This window comes from Pseudomonas sp. SB113 (assembly GCF_040754745.1).
Classification (GTDB): Bacteria; Pseudomonadota; Gammaproteobacteria; order Pseudomonadales; family Pseudomonadaceae; genus Aquipseudomonas; species Aquipseudomonas grimontii.
On the sequence record NZ_JBFMHW010000010.1, the window covers coordinates 46,408 to 63,037 of the forward strand.

Consider the following 16,630-nt stretch of genomic DNA (forward strand, 5'->3'; position numbering starts at 1 on the left):
GGTTTTGCGTTCAACAAACGATGTCCAGCGCGACATCGTTGCACATCAGGCCTTGGGGGGCGAGTCGGGTGCCCTCGAGATAGGCGGCGATGAATTTAATTTTCAAAACCTGGAACGTTATGGCAGTTGGTAACCACACATGGATGGTCTTTGCGGGAGGCGTTCTGGACGGTGCGTCATCCATGTGTGAACTGGTGAACCCCGGGCTCTCGCGGTGGATTACCGTCTTCCAGAACGCCTCCCACAAACCCTGCATTGTGTAATACGCTGCTGGCCAATCCTGTAGGCAACCGAGCGGATGCACCGATGAAGACTGCAAGGCAAACGGCGCCATGACCCAGTTCTATGACGCACGGGGTAACATTTACGGGGTCGCCAGCCCGGCGTTTTTACGACAGCAGGGTATCGAGGTGCCCAGCAGCGCGGCGCAGGCCGCGGATACTCGTGAGGTCTGGGCTGCGTCGGCCATACGCTCCGAATGCGAGTGGGGCTCGACGCCGCGCTCGGTGGATGCCAAGGCCCACCGTTGTGACGGCTTGCTGATTGGCCCGTTCCAGGCCGAGCCGCCGTTTGACCTGTTGATCGTGAATACCGATGGCTCCCTGGCCGAGCGCAGCGGCAATGGGTTGACGATTTTTGCCCAAGCGCTTACTGACCAGGGCTTGATGACTGAGGCCTGTGATTTGCGCGTGCACCATGACAAGCCTGACGTGGTGTCGCCGGTGGTGACTCGCGTCGCGCCTGCCGTCCATGAGCACCGCTCTGGATTCTGGCTGGCATTGGGTTTGCCCGGCTTCGGGCCGTCGTCCGTGGGGGCGCAAGGGGTGGAGCAGGTGTTCCTGGACGGCGTTGAACTGAGCCATGTGAAGGCGTTGGCGGCGATCAACCCACAGTGGGCCTACAGTCAGTTTGTGCGTGTGGGCAATCCTCATTGTGTGACCTTGGTCGAACAGGTGTCAGCCTTGCCGGACAATCTGCAGATGCAGCAACCAGCGCTGTTCGAAGCGTTGCAGGCGATCGCCTTCGCCCCTCCGGCAGGAAGCGGCGAGCCCTGTTTGGCTGGCGTCAATTTGCAATGGGTCGCCAGGCAATCCCGCAACCGGGTGGTTGCCCGGGTGTTCGAACGGGGAGAAGGCCCCACGGCGTCCTCCGGGACCAGCGCCAGTGCCGTGGCCTGTGCGGCGTGGCGAGCGGGTTGGGTGGAGGGCGATGAAGTCGCGGTGGTGATGCCGGGCGGCACTGCGCCAGTACGCTTGCATACCCAGCTCGATACACTGCTGAGCGTCAGCCTCTTCGGAACTGCACGGCTCCAGGTATAAAGTCTTTTGGACGGCTGATGCCCTGAGTGGGTGTCAGCTGTTTCGCTATCAATTCATTTATTAGATGAAAGTTGGTGTAGGGCATTTCTGATGCTTAAGAAGTGGCACATTGGCTTGATTTATTATTTTGTAAAAGACATTTCAATTTCAGTCGTACGAAACTTCTTTTTTATTTTTCCGGAGCCGATTTTTTCCTGAGATCGCTAAGCTTTACGGCGTTCAGGCGCTTTTCCTCGGCAACTTATTCCATGTTTGGCGGGGGGAGTATTTCAGTTCGGTAATAACTATAGATATTGGCGGGTAACAACGGATGGTTAACGCGTTTGTTTCGTCACGTTTCAAATTAATCCTTCCAGGCATAAAGACTGACTTTCAAGTACTGGCGTTCAAAGGTCAGGAGGTTCTTGACCAGCCGTTTTTCATTCAGGTGCAGGTGGTCAGCGAAAACCCTTCACTGGATCTGGAGTCACTGCTCCACCAGCCTGCCTACCTGGCTTTCGGCGACGTCAATGAAGGCCTGCACGGGCAGGTTTACGCGATTGGCCGCGACGACCCCGGGCGGCGGCTCACCCGCTATCAACTGACGTTGGCGCCGCGTCTCGCCTACCTTGCCCATCGACGCGACCAGCGGATTTTCCAGCAGCGCAGCGTTCCGCAGATCATCGCGGCAGTCCTCGAACAGCACGGCATTCTGGCCGACCGCTATGCGTTTGAACTGGGACCGGTGGTCTACCCCCCGCGTACGTTCTGCGTGCAATACGCGGAAACCGATCTGCATTTCATCCAGCGGCTGTGTGAAGAGGAGGGCATTCATTACCACTTCCGTCATAGCGAGAGCCAACATGTGCTGGTGTTTGGCGACGACCAGACCGTATTTCGCCGCCTGCCCGCGCAGCGTTATTCACCTGCCGGCGGGCCGCAGGCCGAAATGCGGGTTATCCAGCGTTTCGACGTACGCCTGGCCACCCGCAGCCAGCAAACGGTGCGACGTGATCACGACTTCGAGCATCCGTCCTTGTGTCTGCAAGACGCCGCAGGTTCTGCCTCGGCACAACCTCTTGAGGACTACCGCTACCCGGCTGGTTTTACCGGCCATGCACGGGGCGCGCGCCTGGCTCGCAGAGGGTTGGAGCGTCTTCAAATCGGCCGATATCGGGCATTGGGCAGGAGCGACCAACCGGTGTTGCGCAGTGGGCATTTCCTTGAGCTACACGATCATCCGGATCCGGCCTGCAATAATTTATGGTTGATCACTTCGGTCCGTCACGAGGGTTATCAACCACAGGTGCTGGAGCAAGCGGCAGGAGAGGTGGGTGCATTCCAGGGGTATCGCAACCGTTTCACTGCGACACCCTGGAGTGCGCCGTATCGACCGCCCCTCAAACATCCCAAGCCGACCCTCCACGGCACCCAGACCGCAACGGTGACCGGGCCTGCCGGTGAGGAGGTGCATTGCGATGCATACGGTCGGGTGAAAGTACGGTTTCACTGGGACCGACTGGACAAGACCGATGACAAAAGCAGTTGTTGGGTACGGGTGGCCTCTGGTTGGGCGGGAGACGGGTTTGGCGCAATGATGATCCCGCGGGTGGGCATGGAAGTGCTGGTGACGTTCCTGGAGGGCGACCCGGACCAACCGTTGATCAACGGTTGCCTGCCCAATGCGTTGCACATGCCGGCCCATTCCTTGCCGCAGCACAAGACCCGCAGTGTCTTGCGCAGTCGCAGCACCCCGGGTGGTGGCGGCTCCAATGAATTGCACCTGGAGGACCTCCGTGGCAAGGAACTCATCTACCTTCGGGCTCAACGGGACCTGGAGCAACAGGTGGGGCATGACAGTCGCCTGGAAGTGGCCGGTGAGCGGCGTGAAATCATCCGAGGGTTAAGTACGGTTCACCTGGAAAGCGAGGAGCATCGTCACGTCAGCGGTGACCGCAAGGTTGTGCTCAAAGCCAGCGACCACCTGGACGTGCAAGGCAATAGCCAGACGTATGTCGGGCAGACCCTGGTGATTGAAGCCGGGCAACAGGTGCATCTCAAGGCGGGTGCCAGCCTGGTGATCGACGCGGGTGTACAACTGAGCTTCAAGGCCGGCGGAGAGCACCTGGTGATCCAGGCGGGTGGCATTTTCAGCAGTCGGCCCATCACCCTCGGCGGCACCCCGTCCGCGATCGGGGCGGCGAATGCCCTGTCGGTTGCGCAGAGCCCGAAAATCTCCGCCACACAGGGCGTCATCATGCACGTGGCCAGGCAACTGGATGCGGACTTCTGCCCGGTATGCGAGCGCTGTCGCGAAGGCCTCTGCACTGTCAGCGGGAGGGCAGCCTGATGGAAAACCTGCCAAACCAATGGATGACCCAACAGCTGCAGGCTGGGCACAGGCTGTGCCTGATGCTTGAGGGTAATAACGCAGCCTGCCAGCCAATGCTGGCGGTGCGCGGTTTCCCTGCGTACTGCCGCCTCTACGCACAAACCCCGCTGGCGGAAATGGCCACGGCTGGCCCCGTGATGCTGTTGCTGGACCAGGTGGGTGAGCCCGCGCTGCTCGATCTTCTCCAAGAACCTGAGATGAATTGGGGGTGGTTGGGCAGTTTGCCAAACGCGGACCTGACGGACATGTCCCGGCATTGGCGCGACCGGCTGCTGGTCGGGCCGGAGAATAACCGGACGCTGTACCGTCTTCACGACAATCGTACGTTGGCGCGCGCACTGAACCATCTGGGTCGTGAGCAATGGCCAGCATTCCTCGGGCCACTGATCAGTGTGTGCTACTGGCATGAAGGCCGTTGGCACTGTGCTGACAACCCTGCTCCCGGAGCCTATCCGATGCCCGAGCCAGCCCCTTGGCTGAACACGCCCAACCCGAATGCCAGCACCATCCTGCACGCCAATATCCTGCGTTACCTGCTGGCTGAGCACAGTGAAGACCTGGCGGCATTGGTTGAATTCCAAGACCCCAAGGCCTGGTTGACCCAGGTGCTGGAACAGGCTCGCACTTGGCGATGGAGCAGGCCGGAACAGTTGGAGTTTCTGGTCGTGCGACGGTTGGAAGAGGCCACTCGCATTAGTGTGATTCGGTGGCAGCCGATGGCGGGGGAGGTACCGGGTGATCACTTTGAACGGGTGCTGCAGCAGTGGCACATGTTGGAGAACAAGGATGAGTAAGCGTGTATGGGGCGTGCTGCTTGCGCTGGCGACAGCGGGACTTTCGGGGTGTGCGATGAAGCCGGTTGATCGCTTTACGTTGGAGATGGATTTACCGGCGGAATTTAAACTTAAAACAGCCGCCAACTACGGGCCCGCAACGGGTGAGACCTGCACCTTGCCAAGGCGCCGAGGCAAGAGGCCGGAGCGGAAGGTCTTTTTTACCGAGTACAAGCCGGTGGCGAGTCGGGCGAGTTATGAATTGCCGCTGAGTGAAACGGTACAGGGGTGTCCGTTGGTGCTGCGCAGTGTGGACTTTGATCTTTATGCGAAGTGGGGCGAGCGGGATTCTGATGTTGGCGGGGATATTGGGGGGATTTCCATTCGGGATCGCCTGGAGGGGGATAGGCCAGGAATGCTTGATTCTGGAGTTCAGGAGCTGTCTTGGCAATGTCAGTGGTTGTTTCGGACTGCGGGGCCGCAGCACGCAATCATAAAGGTCCTTAAATGCAGATATTCACGCGACAGTAGGGCGCCACCTAAAGCGAGTGCGAGAGGTGGTTTGCTGCGAGATGAACTGGGAGGACAAAAGGTACTGATAAAAGTAGGGCTCAATCCCGAAGAGCGACCTTACATGGGCGATAACTGGATTCGTGTTCCTAGTGGGTGGAAGCGCTGTCTAGGGAAGGATTTTGATGATCTGTATGCGTTCTGTAACGGGAATACTACCGACTTCAAGCCCATCAAGATGCCCGATGGGCGTATATGCGACATATATCCAACTTGTACTGAATAAGGATATCCAGGCATGACGATGGAACAATGGAAGCACCCTTTTTTTAATGAAAGTATGCCCGCTTGCGTATTGCATGGAGGTTGGCTGAGTTTTTGTCTAGTAGACGAATCAGGTGATGGAAAAGCCTATGGTGGGCTGAGATATGAGATTTTTGACAGCTCAGGGCAACGGCACAAAGGGCATTTGAATGGAGAAGGTTTTGCCCGCTTGCAGGGGCAGTGTCGCGGTCCTGTCGTGCTGGTTTTAGATGCTCCATATGAGGCGCAGAGGGGCTACTATTCAACGTTGTTGCAGCGAGACGGCTATCCATTGCCCATCACCGATCTTCAAGTCCGAGCTGAACAAACGCGCTTTTCAAGTTCCAACGGCCGGCGAACCGAAAGCAATCCTCGACGACAGAACGCAGATCGGTTTTACCAGGTTGAAGTGAGCGACTTGGTTCGACATATTGCGCATCTTCCCCCTGTGGAAAAAACGCCCCACCGCCCCCCAAGGCATGCATTGAAAATGATGGCTGACCTGGGGTTTGGCCCGCCCCAGCCCACCCTGTCGGGTATCGTGCTGTTCCCCGGCAACCATACCGTTCTCGAAGTTCGACCGCTGCGAGCCCTGCGTCCAATGCTCTGCACCGACGATAAGTTCTGTGCTTTGAACCTGTATCAGTTAGCCTTATTTGCAGCGTTGAGTTACTGCGATTTTGGACAGGAGCCCTCGGAGAAACCCGTTGATAAAGTCCATTTTCCGCTGGATCCCAGCGTTGGAAACCTGTTTGCCAAGCAACTGTCTGGATACCGTGAAGCCTGGCGAGTTGATCCCGAGCAAACTCAGCGCTTTTACCCTCTTTATGAAGATGTCCCTTACTCCAGACGCTTCGAAATCCTGCCCTTCGATCCTGAGTTGTACCTGCAAAATCGCCCGGAGTTGGGGGAGAAACAGGAGCACCCTGCAAGCTTGCACTTCTTTGATGATGAAAAAGACGGCACTGACACCCAGGCGTTCATCACCCACCACGATGAGGTGATCCTGATTTCCGTGCGCGGGACGTTCAGCACGGCCGACGCACTACGGGACGCAAACGCCCATCAGGTTGCATTCGCCGACGGTATCGGCAAGGCACACGAAGGTTTCTATCAGGCTTACCGGGCTATGCGTGACTTCGTACTGCGTTACCTCAGTCAATTTCACATAGGCCAACGAATAGTCATTTGCGGTCATAGCTTGGGCGGCGCAATTGCATTGTTACTGGCAGAAGGGTTGCGTCGTATTCCTGCGCGTAACTACAACATCCTCCTCTACACCTACGGCGCCCCCCGCGCCGCCGATGCAGCGTTCACTACCGGCGCCTCCACGTTGGTCCACCACCGCATCGTCAACCACAACGACCCGGTCCCCAGCGTCCCGGCTCCTTGGATGAACACCACCGCCAAACTCTGGATCCCCGGTGCCGTCACGCTATTCAGCGCCCCCACGACCGGTGGCCTGTTGTTCGCCGCCGGCCTGGTGCGTATCGGTGGCAACCCCTACCGACACCACGGCGATCAACAGCACTTCATGCCGATCGTACTGGCGGACGGTACGCATTCTTCTGTGCTGTGGAAGCCCGGCTGTGAATCCATTGAAGAGGCCGGCCGCAACCGAGCATGGCAAGCGCAGGGTGACATGCCTGATCGCGACGGCCTGATCAAACAGTTGGTGCAATACGAACAGCATTTCATGACCGCCAGCTACATCCCGGCCGCCTGGGCGACGTTGCGTCGCTGGCAACAAGCCGTGGATAGCAACGGTCCTCTGGTGACCCAAAGAGAGTTTGAACTGCTCGACCATGCCCTGGCGACCATGCGCAAACAACTGCAGGACAAGCGGCGTGAACTGACCCGACATCGCCCGGCCAACGACCGTGGCTATGAATACCATGAACCGCTGAACGCCGAGATCGACCGCTTGCACACCAGTCGCGAACGCCTGCAAACCCTGCGCTGGCGTCGTCTTGAAGCGCGTGATGTGTACGGCAGTCATAGCCACTCTTCCAACCTGCAACCCAGTCTCAAGCGTTGGTTCCGTCATCGCGAAAACCAGCAACTGCCTCAGGTCGCCAGTATCCCTCCCGCCACGCAGAGCGAGTTGGGGAGGGCGCAACCGCTGGATCTCGACTCAATCGTGTGACCGGCGTGCTTATACAAACTCCACCTGCGCCGGCTGGCGCTTCATCAACACCTTGCCGTTGCGAATCGAGTACAGCGGCAGCCCTTGGCTGCGGACCATTTCGTAGTCACTGTCTGCCGAGAGGATCAACAGGTTGGCTGGACGCCCGGCCTCAAGGCCATAACGGTCACCCAGGGCCATGGCCTTGGCGCTGTTGTCGGTCACCAGGTCGAGGGCGCTTTGCAGGTTGCGGTAGCCGAGCATATGGCAGATGTGCAAACCGGCTTCCAGCACGCGCAGGATGTTGCCGTTGCCCAGCGGGTACCAGGGATCGACGATGGAATCCTGGCCAAAGCACACGTTCATGCCGGCCTCCAGCAACTCGTTGACCCGGGTGACGCCGCGGCGTTTCGGGAAGCTGTCGAAGCGGCCCTGCAGGTGGATGCTTTCGGTGGGACAAGAGACGAAGCTGATCCCGGAGTGCCCCAGCAGGCGGAAGAGTTTGGCGCAGTAGGCATTGTCGTAGGAACCCATGGCCGTGGTGTGGCTGGCAGTGACGCGGGCGCCCATGTCGCGGCTGCGGGCTTCTTCGGCGAGTACTTCGAGGAAGCGTGAATGTGGGTCGTCGGTTTCGTCGCAGTGCACATCCACCAGGCAGCCGGTGCGTTCGGCCAGGTCCATCAGGAACTTGACTGAACTCACGCCTTGGTCGCGGGTGTATTCAAAGTGGGGGATGCCGCCGATCACATCGGCGCCCAGGCGAATGGCTTCTTCCATCAGCTCGCGGCCGTTGCGGTACGACTCGATGCCTTCCTGGGGAAAAGCGACGATTTGCAGGTCGATCAGGTGCGTGCTTTCTTCGCGCACTTGCAGCATGGCCTTGAGCGCCGTGAGGTCGGGGTCGGTCACATCGACATGGGTGCGTACATGCTGGATGCCGTGGGCGGCGAGGGCCTGGATGGTTTTTTTGGCGCGGGTCCTGGTGTCTTCCTCGGTGATGGTGGCCTTGCGTTCGCCCCAGCACTCGATGCCTTCGAACAGGGTGCCGCTCATGTTCCAGCGCGGTTCGCCGGCGGTGAGGGTGGCATCAAGGTGAATATGCGGTTCGACGAAGGGCGGTATCACCAGGTTGCCGGCCGCATCCAGGTCATCGGCCGCCATTACCGGCGCTGTTGTTTGTGGGGTGATACTGGCGATCCGGCCGTGTTCCAGGTGCAGATCATGCAGGCCTTCACGGTTGCGCAGGCGGGCGTTGATGATGTGCATGGGCAAGTTCCTCTTGGCTAAAAACAATCAGGCAGACAGCCGCCAGATCATCAGGGCGATACCGATGTCCAGGCGGTCATAGGCATTATCCAGCGTCAGCCCGCACAGGGCTTCGATGCGCTGGACACGGTGTGTCAGGGTATTGCGGTGTACGGCCAGGCGCTGGGCGGCGGCCACAAGGTTACCATTCTCGTGAAACCAGGCTTCCAGGGTCGGCATCAGGCTGGGCCCGTGGTGCAGGTCATGACGCAGCAGCGGGCCCAGGCGTTCATTGAGGAATTGGTCGAGCAGGGCGCGATCACGCACGCCGCTGAGCAGCTTGAGCACGCCCAGTTCGTCATACACGCACAGGCCGGCACGTTCGCTGAACCGTCGCGCGGCGGCCAATGCCTGGCGCGCTTCGTCCTGCGCCTGGGCCAGGCGTGCGGGTGGGTGTGCGGCGGCACTCAGGCCGATAAACAATTTCAGCGGCGCCAGGCGCAGGTTGAGCGGGTTCAGCCAGTTGGCCAATTGCTGGCGGTTGATCAAGGCCGTGACGGCATCCGGTGCCGGCAGCAGCAGGGTCCATTGCCCGGCGCGCCCCAGTACCGGCAATACTGTCGATAGTTGACGCAAGCGCCGGCTGATACCGTCGTGTTGCCGCGCCAACTGCGCCTCCACCTGTGCTGCGTCGCCTTGGGCAAACAGCAGTTCACTGCCTTCCAATTGCAATTGCACAACCTGCCAATGCCCGTTCAGCGGCATACCCAATTGCACGGCCCGATGCAGCAGCAAATCCAGGGATTGATAATCCCCGGTCAGCAAGCGCTCGAGCACGTCGTGCCGCGAGCGCCCCAACTGCTCGGACTGGATCAGCGCCGAACCAATCGCCTGGGTCACCAGCACCATTTTCAGCGAGTAGGGCTGCTCGATCAGCGGCATGCCAGCGGCTTCGGCGGCGTCGAGCAATCGCGGGGGGATCGCCTGGATGTACGTCGCTCCTGTCAGGATCACCAACCCGGCCACTTGGCGCTGGCAGGCTTCGTCCAGCAGTAGCAGGAGATTGGCCTCATCCCGTGGGTGGTTGATGCCGGTGACGAACACCAATTCACCGCCCAGCACCCACTCGGCGATCCCGCTGTTTTCCGCCACATACGGCCAACGCACGACGTTATCCAGGGCGGCTGCGCCGGCGCGCAGGCGCATGGATTCCAGGCCCGGCAACGCCAGTACATCCGCAATCGTCAGGCTCATGCCCGGGCATCAGCCAGAGGCACGCGCAGCACGGCGGTGAGTGCGATGTAGGTCAGCGACGCAGCAGCGATACCCACCAACGGCGCGACCCACGGCGAGTTGAACGCCAGCACGGTACCCACCGCGTACGCCACCAGCCCGGCCCAGTTGAAGGCCGGCAGGCGCGCATCCGCCAGGCGCGGGTAGTGGCCGCGCCAGCGGTAGAAGAAGTCCGCCATGATCACCCCGCCAATCGGCGGAATCACCGTGCCCAGCAGGATCAGGTACGGCACCAGCATGTCGTACATGCCCAGCAACGCCAGCAAGGTGCCGATCACCGCACCCGCCAAGGTCACGGTTTTGCGGCGCTGGGTGCGCAGCAGGTTGCAACCGGCCACGGCGAAGTTGTAGATGGTGTTGTCCTGGGTGCTCCAGATATTGAGCAGCAACATGGCCATTGCCGCCATGGCGAAGCCTTGCAGCAGCAACACTTCGACCACGTCGGGCTGCTGGTAGACGATGGCGCCATAGGCACCGATCAGCACCATCAAGCCATTGCCGATAAAGAACCCGATCAGGCTGGCCAGCACCGCGACCTTGGCCGAGCGGGAAAACCGTGTCCAGTTGGTGGCCTGGGTGGCGCCGCTGACAAAGGTGCCGAACACCAGGGTGATCGCCGTCGACAAGTCCAGCTCGCCGGTCGGCACCACTGCCAGCAGCCCGTCCAGCCCGCCGATTTTCGCCGTGGCGACCCACATCGACAGAAACAGCAACAGGCCCATGGCCGGTACCGCGATGTAGGATAGAATCTCCAGCCCGCGATAGCCCACGTAGGCCGTGGCGCAAAATACCAGGCCGAACAGCACCATCAACGCCAGCACGCTGCCCTGGCTCAGCTCGAAATACTTGCCGAGCACCACGGCGGCCGTGGCGGTGCCCCAGGCGTACCAGCCGATCTGGGTGAAACCGAGGATCAAGTCACTGAGCTTGCTGCCCACCTCGCCAAAGCAGAAGCGGCCCATCAACACCGAGTTCAGCCCGCTCTTGAACGCGATGTAACCCAGGCCTGCGGCGTAGATACCCAACAGCAGGTTACCCAAGGCCACCACGCCGAGCATCTGGGTGAAACTGAACGCCACCCCGAGCTTGCCGCCGGCAAACATGGTCGCGGTAAAAAAGGTGAAGCCCAACAGCACCATGGCGGTCGACGCCAGGCCTTTGCGCGCATGCATGGGGACTTCGCTTAAGGGGTAATCGTTGCCCGGTTCTTGCTGCGTCATGTCCGTGCTCCCTGAATGAGTGACGCAGGCCTATTGCACCGGGCGTGCCAAATCAGCGGCAGTGACAGGCGCACGGTCGACGCTGTGCATTGTGCACAGTATTTATAGCCAAACCGGGGGGGAACGTAGGCGGGAGTGTTCGCAGTGCCCAATCGGGCACGAAAGCGGTGCAGCAGTGATACAAATTGGATCAGTCGAACAGCGTCTGCGTGGTCTCGCCGCGATGAAAGGCAAACGCCGCCTCGAGATCACTTTCGATGGTGCGTCCCCGGGACAACTGCGGCAGGTCATCCAGGCTGAAAAAGCCTACCTCGGTGGTCTCGAACCCAGCCACCGGCGCCAGTTGATCCACCCGGTCACACAGGAAATACAACTTGTAGAAATCCCGCACATCCGGCCGGTACAACCCCTTGGCCTTGTGGGTGACGCTGTACAGTGCGCGCGCCGTGACGCTGAGCCCGGCTTCCTCGCGAATTTCCTTGATGATATTTTCCGCCGCCGACAGCCCGATATCGGCATAACCACCGGGCAGCGCCCAGCAACCGTCGGTGGCTTCGCGCACCAGCAGAATCCGCTCACCCTCGATCACCGCGCCACGCACGTCGATCATCGGCGTCGAATAGCGCTGGGCGAAATCCGAAACCAGCCCGGTGATGCGCTCCAACGGCACGTTGCCCAACTGCGCCAGCATGCTGTGGGCTATCTCGGCGATTTCCTCGAGGCGTTCGCGCTCGAAATCATCGGTGCAAAAGTGCAGCCCCGTGGAGGCCAATGCTTGCAAGCGTTTGGCTTGGGCCAGCCAGGTTGTTTCCATGGACATCTCCTCGGTTGCGAATAAAGGGAAGGGTGGAAGGTTGCTACGTGGGGCACAAAAAAACCACCGCAAGGGTGGTTTTTTAACATCGCCGGTTTACTCGCCGCGATAGATGCAGCCACTGGTGCAGGTCTCGTGGATGCGGATCGCACTGAGCTCCGGCAGCAGAGGTTTGAGTTCATTCCAGATCCACTTGGCCAGCACTTCGCTGGTGGGGTTTTCCAGGCCTGGGATGTCATTGAGGTAGTTGTGGTCGAGGCGTTCGTAGAGCGGCTTGAAAATCGCCTTGATCTCCGAGAAGTCGCGAATCCAGCCGGTATGGGGATCCAGATCGCCGCTCAGGTGGATCGCCACCTTGAACGAATGCCCATGCAGGCGCCCGCACTTGTGGCCTTCCGGTACATGGGGCAGGCGGTGGGCGGACTCGAAGGTAAACTCTTTGAAGATTTCCACAGTATTTTTCAGCTCGGTCAGGTATCTGGCAGGCGGCGAGTTTAACAGCTTGATCCCGTACCGCGCATACCGCTTGGTCAGAGCGCCTGCAAGCGCTCGCCCAAGCCACCGTTATCGGCCAGTTGCAGAAACTCATCCCCCAGCCGCCGGCTCTCGCTCATCGCGGTTTGCCAGTACTTGTTGCGGCTCGGGTCGTCGCCCATGAAACGCTTGAAGTCGCTGCGGTCCGGCAGTTTGCCGTGGGGCAGGCGGGCCAGGTAGTCCTTGGACGGTGCCAGCAGCAACACATCCTGCAAGCCTTGCTGGTTGCTGCGCCGCCATGGCAGGCCCTTGTCGAACCAGCCGGGGATGACCCGGTCGGTGAAGTGCGGGTACAGCACGATGTCGTCGCCGTGGTAGGGCAGGTCGAGGTGGTAGTCCAACAGGCCGCCGTCGCGGTAGGTGCCGGTGCCTGCTCCGGGCAGGTCGCGCACGCCTTGCATCACCATGGGGATCGAACCGGACGCCAGCAGCGCCTGGCGCAGGTTGCCGAGTTCCAGCTCAAGAAAGCGTGATGGAAAATCCTTCAACGGATGCACCGGCGGGGCCTGGCGCGGGTCGTGGATGATCAGCCGCTCGAAATGCCGCGCCAGCCGCGCACGGCCGCGCAGGTTGTCGGCAATCACCGATGACAGGGCCAAGCCCAGGCGCCCGCGGTGGTCATCGGCGAGCAGGCCGTGGCTCTTGACCACCATGATGTTCAGCCGGTAGTCGGGGTTGTCCAGCACCCGCGCATCGCGGCCGGCCAGCAGGTCGTCGAGCATGCGCTGGCAGCTGCGGCTGACTTCGGCCATGGTCACGCCTTTGGCAAAGCTTTGTTCGTTGTACAGGCGGCCGAGGTCCAGCAGGCCTTGCACCGGATCGGGCAGGCAGGCGCTGGCAAACCGCCAGGAACCGATCGATGCGCCGATCAACGCGCGTTCCCGTGGCGCGCGCGGCAGCCAATCGCCGAACAACGCCAGGTCCAGGCCCTGGATTCCCAGCGCCTTGGGGCCGCCGGCCGCACCGGGAAGGATGCCGACATCCGCAGGCGCAAGGCCTTGTTCACGAATGCGCGTAAAGGCGCGTTTACCGGCCTTGAGGGTCAGGGCGGGGAACTTGATGTGGATGGCTGTCATACCGATCTCTGTTCAAGCGAGGTGTAGGAGCAAGCGTGCTCGCGAAAAACGTTAACGATACCGCGTGAATCCTGAATAAACATCGTAGCCCGTCGTGCCTGCTGGAAATTGCCATGGTGGCAATTCAGTTTCAGTTAAGTTGCAGCAGATACCGTGGCCGATGTAGGAAAAATATCGGTAACGGAGACTCATCATGAAACGCCTTACTGCTCTGGTCGCCGCCTCTATCATCGTCTCCACGGCGACTCTGGCCGGAGCCGTGGACCCCGACAAACCACTGACCGTGCCCGCCACTGTTACAATTGTCGCTTTCGACCAGCTCGAAGCCACAGCCCAGGCTTTGCACCCCGGTTCAACGCTGCTGGACACCGACCTGGACGAGGCTTACGGCAAGTATGTCTATGAAGTCGAACTGCAAGATGCCGACGGCATTGAATGGGAGGTCGAATTGGACGCGCTCACCGGGCAGGTTCTCAAGAATCATCAGGATACGTAATGAAGGTTAATTTACGCGCCGGCAGTCGAGCGGCGCTGGTGCTGGTGGTGTTTTGCTCAGGCTTGCAGGCCCGCGACCTCAACCAGGATGAAGCCCTGGCGCTGCGCCAGCAGGGAGTGATCCTGCCCCTGGAGCAACTGTTGCAGCAAGCCATGGCGCGGTATCCCGGCTCACGCTTGCTGGAAGCCGAGCTTGAGAAAAAGCACGGCCAATATGCTTATGAAGTGGAATTGGTGACCACCGACGGTGTGGTGCGCGAGATCAAGCTCGACGCCACTAACGGTGTACTGATCAAAGACGAGGAAGACTGATGCGCCTGCTCCTGGTGGAAGACAACGTACCCCTGGCCGATGAACTGCTGGCCGGCCTGCAACGCCAGGGTTATGCCGTCGACTGGCTGGCCGATGGCCGTGACGCCGCGTACCAGGGCCGCAGCGAACCCTACGACCTGATCATCCTCGACCTCGGTCTGCCCGGTTTGCCTGGCCTTGAAGTGTTGGCGCAATGGCGTGCCGCCGCGTTGGCCACCCCGGTGTTGATCCTCACCGCCCGCGATTCCTGGGCCGAGCGCATCGAAGGGCTCAAGGCCGGTGCCGACGATTACCTGAGCAAACCCTTTCACCCCGAAGAGCTGCACCTGCGCATCCAGGCGCTGTTGCGCCGTTCCCACGGGCAGGCCAACCAACCTACCTTGCAAGCCGCTGGCCTGCATCTGGACGAAGGACGCCAATGCGTACTGCGCGACGGCGATGAGATCCAACTGACGGCCGCTGAATTTCGCCTGTTGCGCTACTTCATGTTGCACCCCGAACAGATCCTCTCGAAAAGCCACCTGGCCGAGCACCTATACGACGGCGAGACCGAGCGCGACTCCAACGTGCTGGAAGTGCACGTCAACCACCTGCGTCGCAAGCTCGGCCGCAGCGTGATCGAAACCCGGCGTGGCCAGGGTTACCGGTTCGGCGCCAGCCCTGCATGAAGTCGATTCAGCGCCGCCTGAGCCTGGGCCTGATCAGCGTGATGGTGATCGTCGGCGTGGTGCTGGCGCAAACCAGCCTGTGGTTGTTCGAGGCCGGTTTGCAACGCTACCTGGAAGCCGGGCTGCGCAACGATGCCGAGAACCTGCTGGTCGCCCTGGTACGCGGGCCAAACGGTGTACAGCTGGATGAACAGCGCCTGTCGCCGGCTTACCAGCGACCGTTTTCCGGGCATTACTTCCGTATTGATTTTGCCAACATTCACTGGCGCTCTCGTTCGCTGTGGGACCAGGAGTTACCCCAGCTGCCGGAGGCTGGGCTCAAGGGCAACCTGCAGTTGGGGCCGGAAGGCCAGCAATTGCTGGTACTGCGTTCGGACTACAAACGCTTCGGCCAATCGATTTCCATCAGCGTGGCGCAGGACTACACCCCGGTGCGGGAAAGCTTTCGCCTGATGCGTCGGATCGGCCTGGTGCTGGGGCTGGCGGCGTTGCTGCTGGTGTTGTTTTTGCAGCGAGTCACCGTACGTCGCGCCTTGCGCCCGCTGGAAACCGCGCGTAACCAGATCGCCCAGTTGCAACAAGGCCAACGCTCGCAACTCGACACCCACGTGCCGCTGGAGCTGGAACCACTGGTCGCCCAGATCAACCACCTGCTGGCTCACACCGAAGACAGTCTCAAACGTTCGCGCAACGCCCTCGGCAACCTCGGCCATGCACTGAAAACGCCACTGGCGGTGCTGTTGAGCGCAGCGTCGAGCGAGGCGCTCAAGGATCACCCCGAACTGAGCAAACTGTTGCGCGAGCAATTGGAGCAGGTGCAACAACGCCTCAACCGCGAACTCAATCGCGCCCGCCTGGCCGGTGAGACGTTGCCGGGTGCCTTGTTCGACTGCGAAAAAGAACTGCCCGGCCTGCTCGCCACCTTGAGCATGATCCACGGCGAACACCTGGACCTCACTTACCACGTCGCGCCGGGGCTGCAACTGCCCTGGGACCGCGAGGATTTGCTGGAGCTGCTCGGCAACCTGCTGGACAACGCCTGCAAATGGGCGGATGCCGAGGTGCGCTTGAGCGTCAACGAGACGCCGCACAGTTACCTGCTGGCGGTGGAAGATGACGGCCCCGGCATTCCCGAGGCCCAACGGGACCAGGTATTCAGCCGGGGGGCACGCCTGGACGAACAGATCGACGGCCATGGCCTGGGACTGGGGATCGTGCGCGATATTGTCGAGGTGTGGGGCGGGGTGTTGCAGTTGCAGGAGAGCGAGCTGGGCGGCTTGAAGGCGTTGATCGAATTGCCCAAACGCCATGGCTGACACACCGTAGATCAAACTGTTGGGGCGTCCTTAACCTAAAAACTCAGAGAGCCTTTGTATCGCCACTGCGGAGTTTTCTTTGTTCAATCGTTCAATTTAAACCTGAAAGCGGCGCCGTTTTTTGACATGCGGCCCGGCCTGCTGCAAAGTGCGCGCCCTCTAATAAGACCTCTTTCAAGCCTGCACGCTGGCTGCCACCCGATGGTTGCCTGGGCGCGGGCATGCCTGTTTTTATGTTTCTGCTTGAGGTAACCAT

At 60.5% G+C, this 16,630-nt stretch carries 16 protein-coding genes; 9 read left to right on the forward strand and 7 right to left on the reverse strand.

Going from position 1 to position 16,630, the window contains the following annotated elements:
- Positions 1-10 precede the first annotated feature (10 nt).
- Complete coding sequence (locus AB1462_RS15105) at positions 11-334, reverse strand: hypothetical protein (protein WP_090402103.1); 324 nt, start codon at positions 332-334, stop codon at positions 11-13.
- Between AB1462_RS15105 and AB1462_RS15110 the strand changes: the two genes are divergently transcribed.
- From AB1462_RS15110 to AB1462_RS15130, 5 genes are all read left to right on the forward strand, one after another.
- A complete protein-coding gene (locus AB1462_RS15110; protein ID WP_259194329.1) occupies positions 333-1,319 on the forward strand; it encodes a diaminopimelate epimerase in 987 nt (328 codons plus the stop codon). The genes AB1462_RS15105 and AB1462_RS15110 overlap by 2 nt on opposite strands.
- 310 nt (positions 1,320-1,629) lie before the next feature.
- Entirely contained in the window at positions 1,630-3,648 is a 2,019-nt protein-coding gene (locus AB1462_RS15115; RefSeq protein ID WP_367247140.1) for a type VI secretion system tip protein VgrG, read from the forward strand.
- A complete protein-coding gene (locus AB1462_RS15120; protein ID WP_367247142.1) occupies positions 3,648-4,484 on the forward strand; it encodes a DUF4123 domain-containing protein in 837 nt (278 codons plus the stop codon). Before AB1462_RS15115 ends, AB1462_RS15120 begins: the two co-directional genes overlap by 1 nt.
- On the forward strand, positions 4,477-5,259 hold the full coding sequence (locus tag AB1462_RS15125; RefSeq protein WP_367247143.1) for a hypothetical protein: 783 nt from the start codon (positions 4,477-4,479) through the stop codon (positions 5,257-5,259). Before AB1462_RS15120 ends, AB1462_RS15125 begins: the two co-directional genes overlap by 8 nt.
- A 12-nt stretch (positions 5,260-5,271) precedes the next feature.
- The gene (locus tag AB1462_RS15130; protein ID WP_259194325.1) at positions 5,272-7,422 is read left to right on the forward strand and encodes a lipase family protein; all 2,151 of its coding nucleotides are present in this window, start codon (positions 5,272-5,274) and stop codon (positions 7,420-7,422) included.
- 9 nt (positions 7,423-7,431) lie between these two features.
- Here the strand turns inward: AB1462_RS15130 and codA are convergent, their stop codons facing one another.
- From codA to AB1462_RS15160, 6 genes are all read right to left on the reverse strand, one after another.
- Positions 7,432-8,667, reverse strand: coding sequence for a cytosine deaminase (gene codA / locus AB1462_RS15135; protein WP_090402115.1), 1,236 nt, complete (start codon positions 8,665-8,667; stop codon positions 7,432-7,434).
- Between the two features lie 27 nt (positions 8,668-8,694).
- Complete coding sequence (locus AB1462_RS15140; RefSeq protein ID WP_090402117.1) at positions 8,695-9,900, reverse strand: PucR family transcriptional regulator ligand-binding domain-containing protein; 1,206 nt, start codon at positions 9,898-9,900, stop codon at positions 8,695-8,697.
- The gene (gene codB / locus AB1462_RS15145) at positions 9,897-11,159 is read right to left on the reverse strand and encodes a cytosine permease (RefSeq protein WP_259194324.1); all 1,263 of its coding nucleotides are present in this window, start codon (positions 11,157-11,159) and stop codon (positions 9,897-9,899) included. The genes AB1462_RS15140 and codB overlap by 4 nt, the downstream gene beginning before the upstream one ends.
- A 190-nt stretch (positions 11,160-11,349) precedes the next feature.
- The gene (locus AB1462_RS15150) at positions 11,350-11,973 is read right to left on the reverse strand and encodes an NUDIX hydrolase (RefSeq protein ID WP_090402120.1); all 624 of its coding nucleotides are present in this window, start codon (positions 11,971-11,973) and stop codon (positions 11,350-11,352) included.
- Positions 11,974-12,069: 96 nt separating this feature from the next.
- Positions 12,070-12,426 (reverse strand): 6-carboxytetrahydropterin synthase QueD, encoded by a 357-nt coding sequence (queD, locus tag AB1462_RS15155; RefSeq protein WP_003190259.1) that lies wholly within the window; start codon positions 12,424-12,426, stop codon positions 12,070-12,072.
- Positions 12,427-12,503: 77 nt separating this feature from the next.
- Positions 12,504-13,583, reverse strand: coding sequence for a patatin-like phospholipase family protein (locus AB1462_RS15160; RefSeq protein WP_259194323.1), 1,080 nt, complete (start codon positions 13,581-13,583; stop codon positions 12,504-12,506).
- Between the two features lie 193 nt (positions 13,584-13,776).
- Here AB1462_RS15160 and AB1462_RS15165 point away from each other — a divergent pair, with 193 nt between their 5' ends.
- From AB1462_RS15165 to AB1462_RS15180, 4 genes are read left to right on the forward strand one after another with little or no spacing between them, the layout of a single operon-like run.
- On the forward strand, positions 13,777-14,079 hold the full coding sequence (locus tag AB1462_RS15165) for a PepSY domain-containing protein (protein ID WP_259194322.1): 303 nt from the start codon (positions 13,777-13,779) through the stop codon (positions 14,077-14,079).
- Complete coding sequence (locus AB1462_RS15170) at positions 14,079-14,390, forward strand: PepSY domain-containing protein (protein ID WP_090402128.1); 312 nt, start codon at positions 14,079-14,081, stop codon at positions 14,388-14,390. The genes AB1462_RS15165 and AB1462_RS15170 overlap by 1 nt, the downstream gene beginning before the upstream one ends.
- The gene (locus AB1462_RS15175) at positions 14,390-15,058 is read left to right on the forward strand and encodes a response regulator transcription factor (RefSeq protein ID WP_027603141.1); all 669 of its coding nucleotides are present in this window, start codon (positions 14,390-14,392) and stop codon (positions 15,056-15,058) included. Before AB1462_RS15170 ends, AB1462_RS15175 begins: the two co-directional genes overlap by 1 nt.
- Positions 15,055-16,374 carry a sensor histidine kinase gene (locus AB1462_RS15180; protein WP_259194320.1) on the forward strand — a complete coding sequence of 440 codons (1,320 nt, stop codon included), beginning with the start codon at positions 15,055-15,057 and terminating at the stop codon, positions 16,372-16,374. Before AB1462_RS15175 ends, AB1462_RS15180 begins: the two co-directional genes overlap by 4 nt.
- The last annotated feature ends 256 nt before the right edge of the window (positions 16,375-16,630 follow it).

Excerpts from the sequence above, each read along its gene's own strand:
- codA (WP_090402115.1), bottom strand. The coding sequence starts at position 8,667 with ATGCACATCATCAACGCCCGCCTGCGCAACCGTGAAGGCCTGCATGAT.
- AB1462_RS15120 (WP_367247142.1), top strand. The coding sequence starts at position 3,648 with ATGGAAAACCTGCCAAACCAATGGATGACCCAACAGCTGCAGGCTGGG.
- AB1462_RS15130 (WP_259194325.1), top strand. The coding sequence starts at position 5,272 with ATGACGATGGAACAATGGAAGCACCCTTTTTTTAATGAAAGTATGCCC.
- AB1462_RS15125 (WP_367247143.1), top strand. The coding sequence starts at position 4,477 with ATGAGTAAGCGTGTATGGGGCGTGCTGCTTGCGCTGGCGACAGCGGGA.
- AB1462_RS15165 (WP_259194322.1), top strand. The coding sequence starts at position 13,777 with ATGAAACGCCTTACTGCTCTGGTCGCCGCCTCTATCATCGTCTCCACG.
- AB1462_RS15180 (WP_259194320.1), top strand. The coding sequence starts at position 15,055 with ATGAAGTCGATTCAGCGCCGCCTGAGCCTGGGCCTGATCAGCGTGATG.
- AB1462_RS15140 (WP_090402117.1), bottom strand. The coding sequence starts at position 9,900 with ATGAGCCTGACGATTGCGGATGTACTGGCGTTGCCGGGCCTGGAATCC.
- AB1462_RS15170 (WP_090402128.1), top strand. The coding sequence starts at position 14,079 with ATGAAGGTTAATTTACGCGCCGGCAGTCGAGCGGCGCTGGTGCTGGTG.
- AB1462_RS15105 (WP_090402103.1), bottom strand. The coding sequence starts at position 334 with ATGGCGCCGTTTGCCTTGCAGTCTTCATCGGTGCATCCGCTCGGTTGC.
- AB1462_RS15150 (WP_090402120.1), bottom strand. The coding sequence starts at position 11,973 with ATGGAAACAACCTGGCTGGCCCAAGCCAAACGCTTGCAAGCATTGGCC.
- codB (WP_259194324.1), bottom strand. The coding sequence starts at position 11,159 with ATGACGCAGCAAGAACCGGGCAACGATTACCCCTTAAGCGAAGTCCCC.
- AB1462_RS15175 (WP_027603141.1), top strand. The coding sequence starts at position 14,390 with ATGCGCCTGCTCCTGGTGGAAGACAACGTACCCCTGGCCGATGAACTG.
- AB1462_RS15115 (WP_367247140.1), top strand. The coding sequence starts at position 1,630 with ATGGTTAACGCGTTTGTTTCGTCACGTTTCAAATTAATCCTTCCAGGC.
- AB1462_RS15110 (WP_259194329.1), top strand. The coding sequence starts at position 333 with ATGACCCAGTTCTATGACGCACGGGGTAACATTTACGGGGTCGCCAGC.
- AB1462_RS15160 (WP_259194323.1), bottom strand. The coding sequence starts at position 13,583 with ATGACAGCCATCCACATCAAGTTCCCCGCCCTGACCCTCAAGGCCGGT.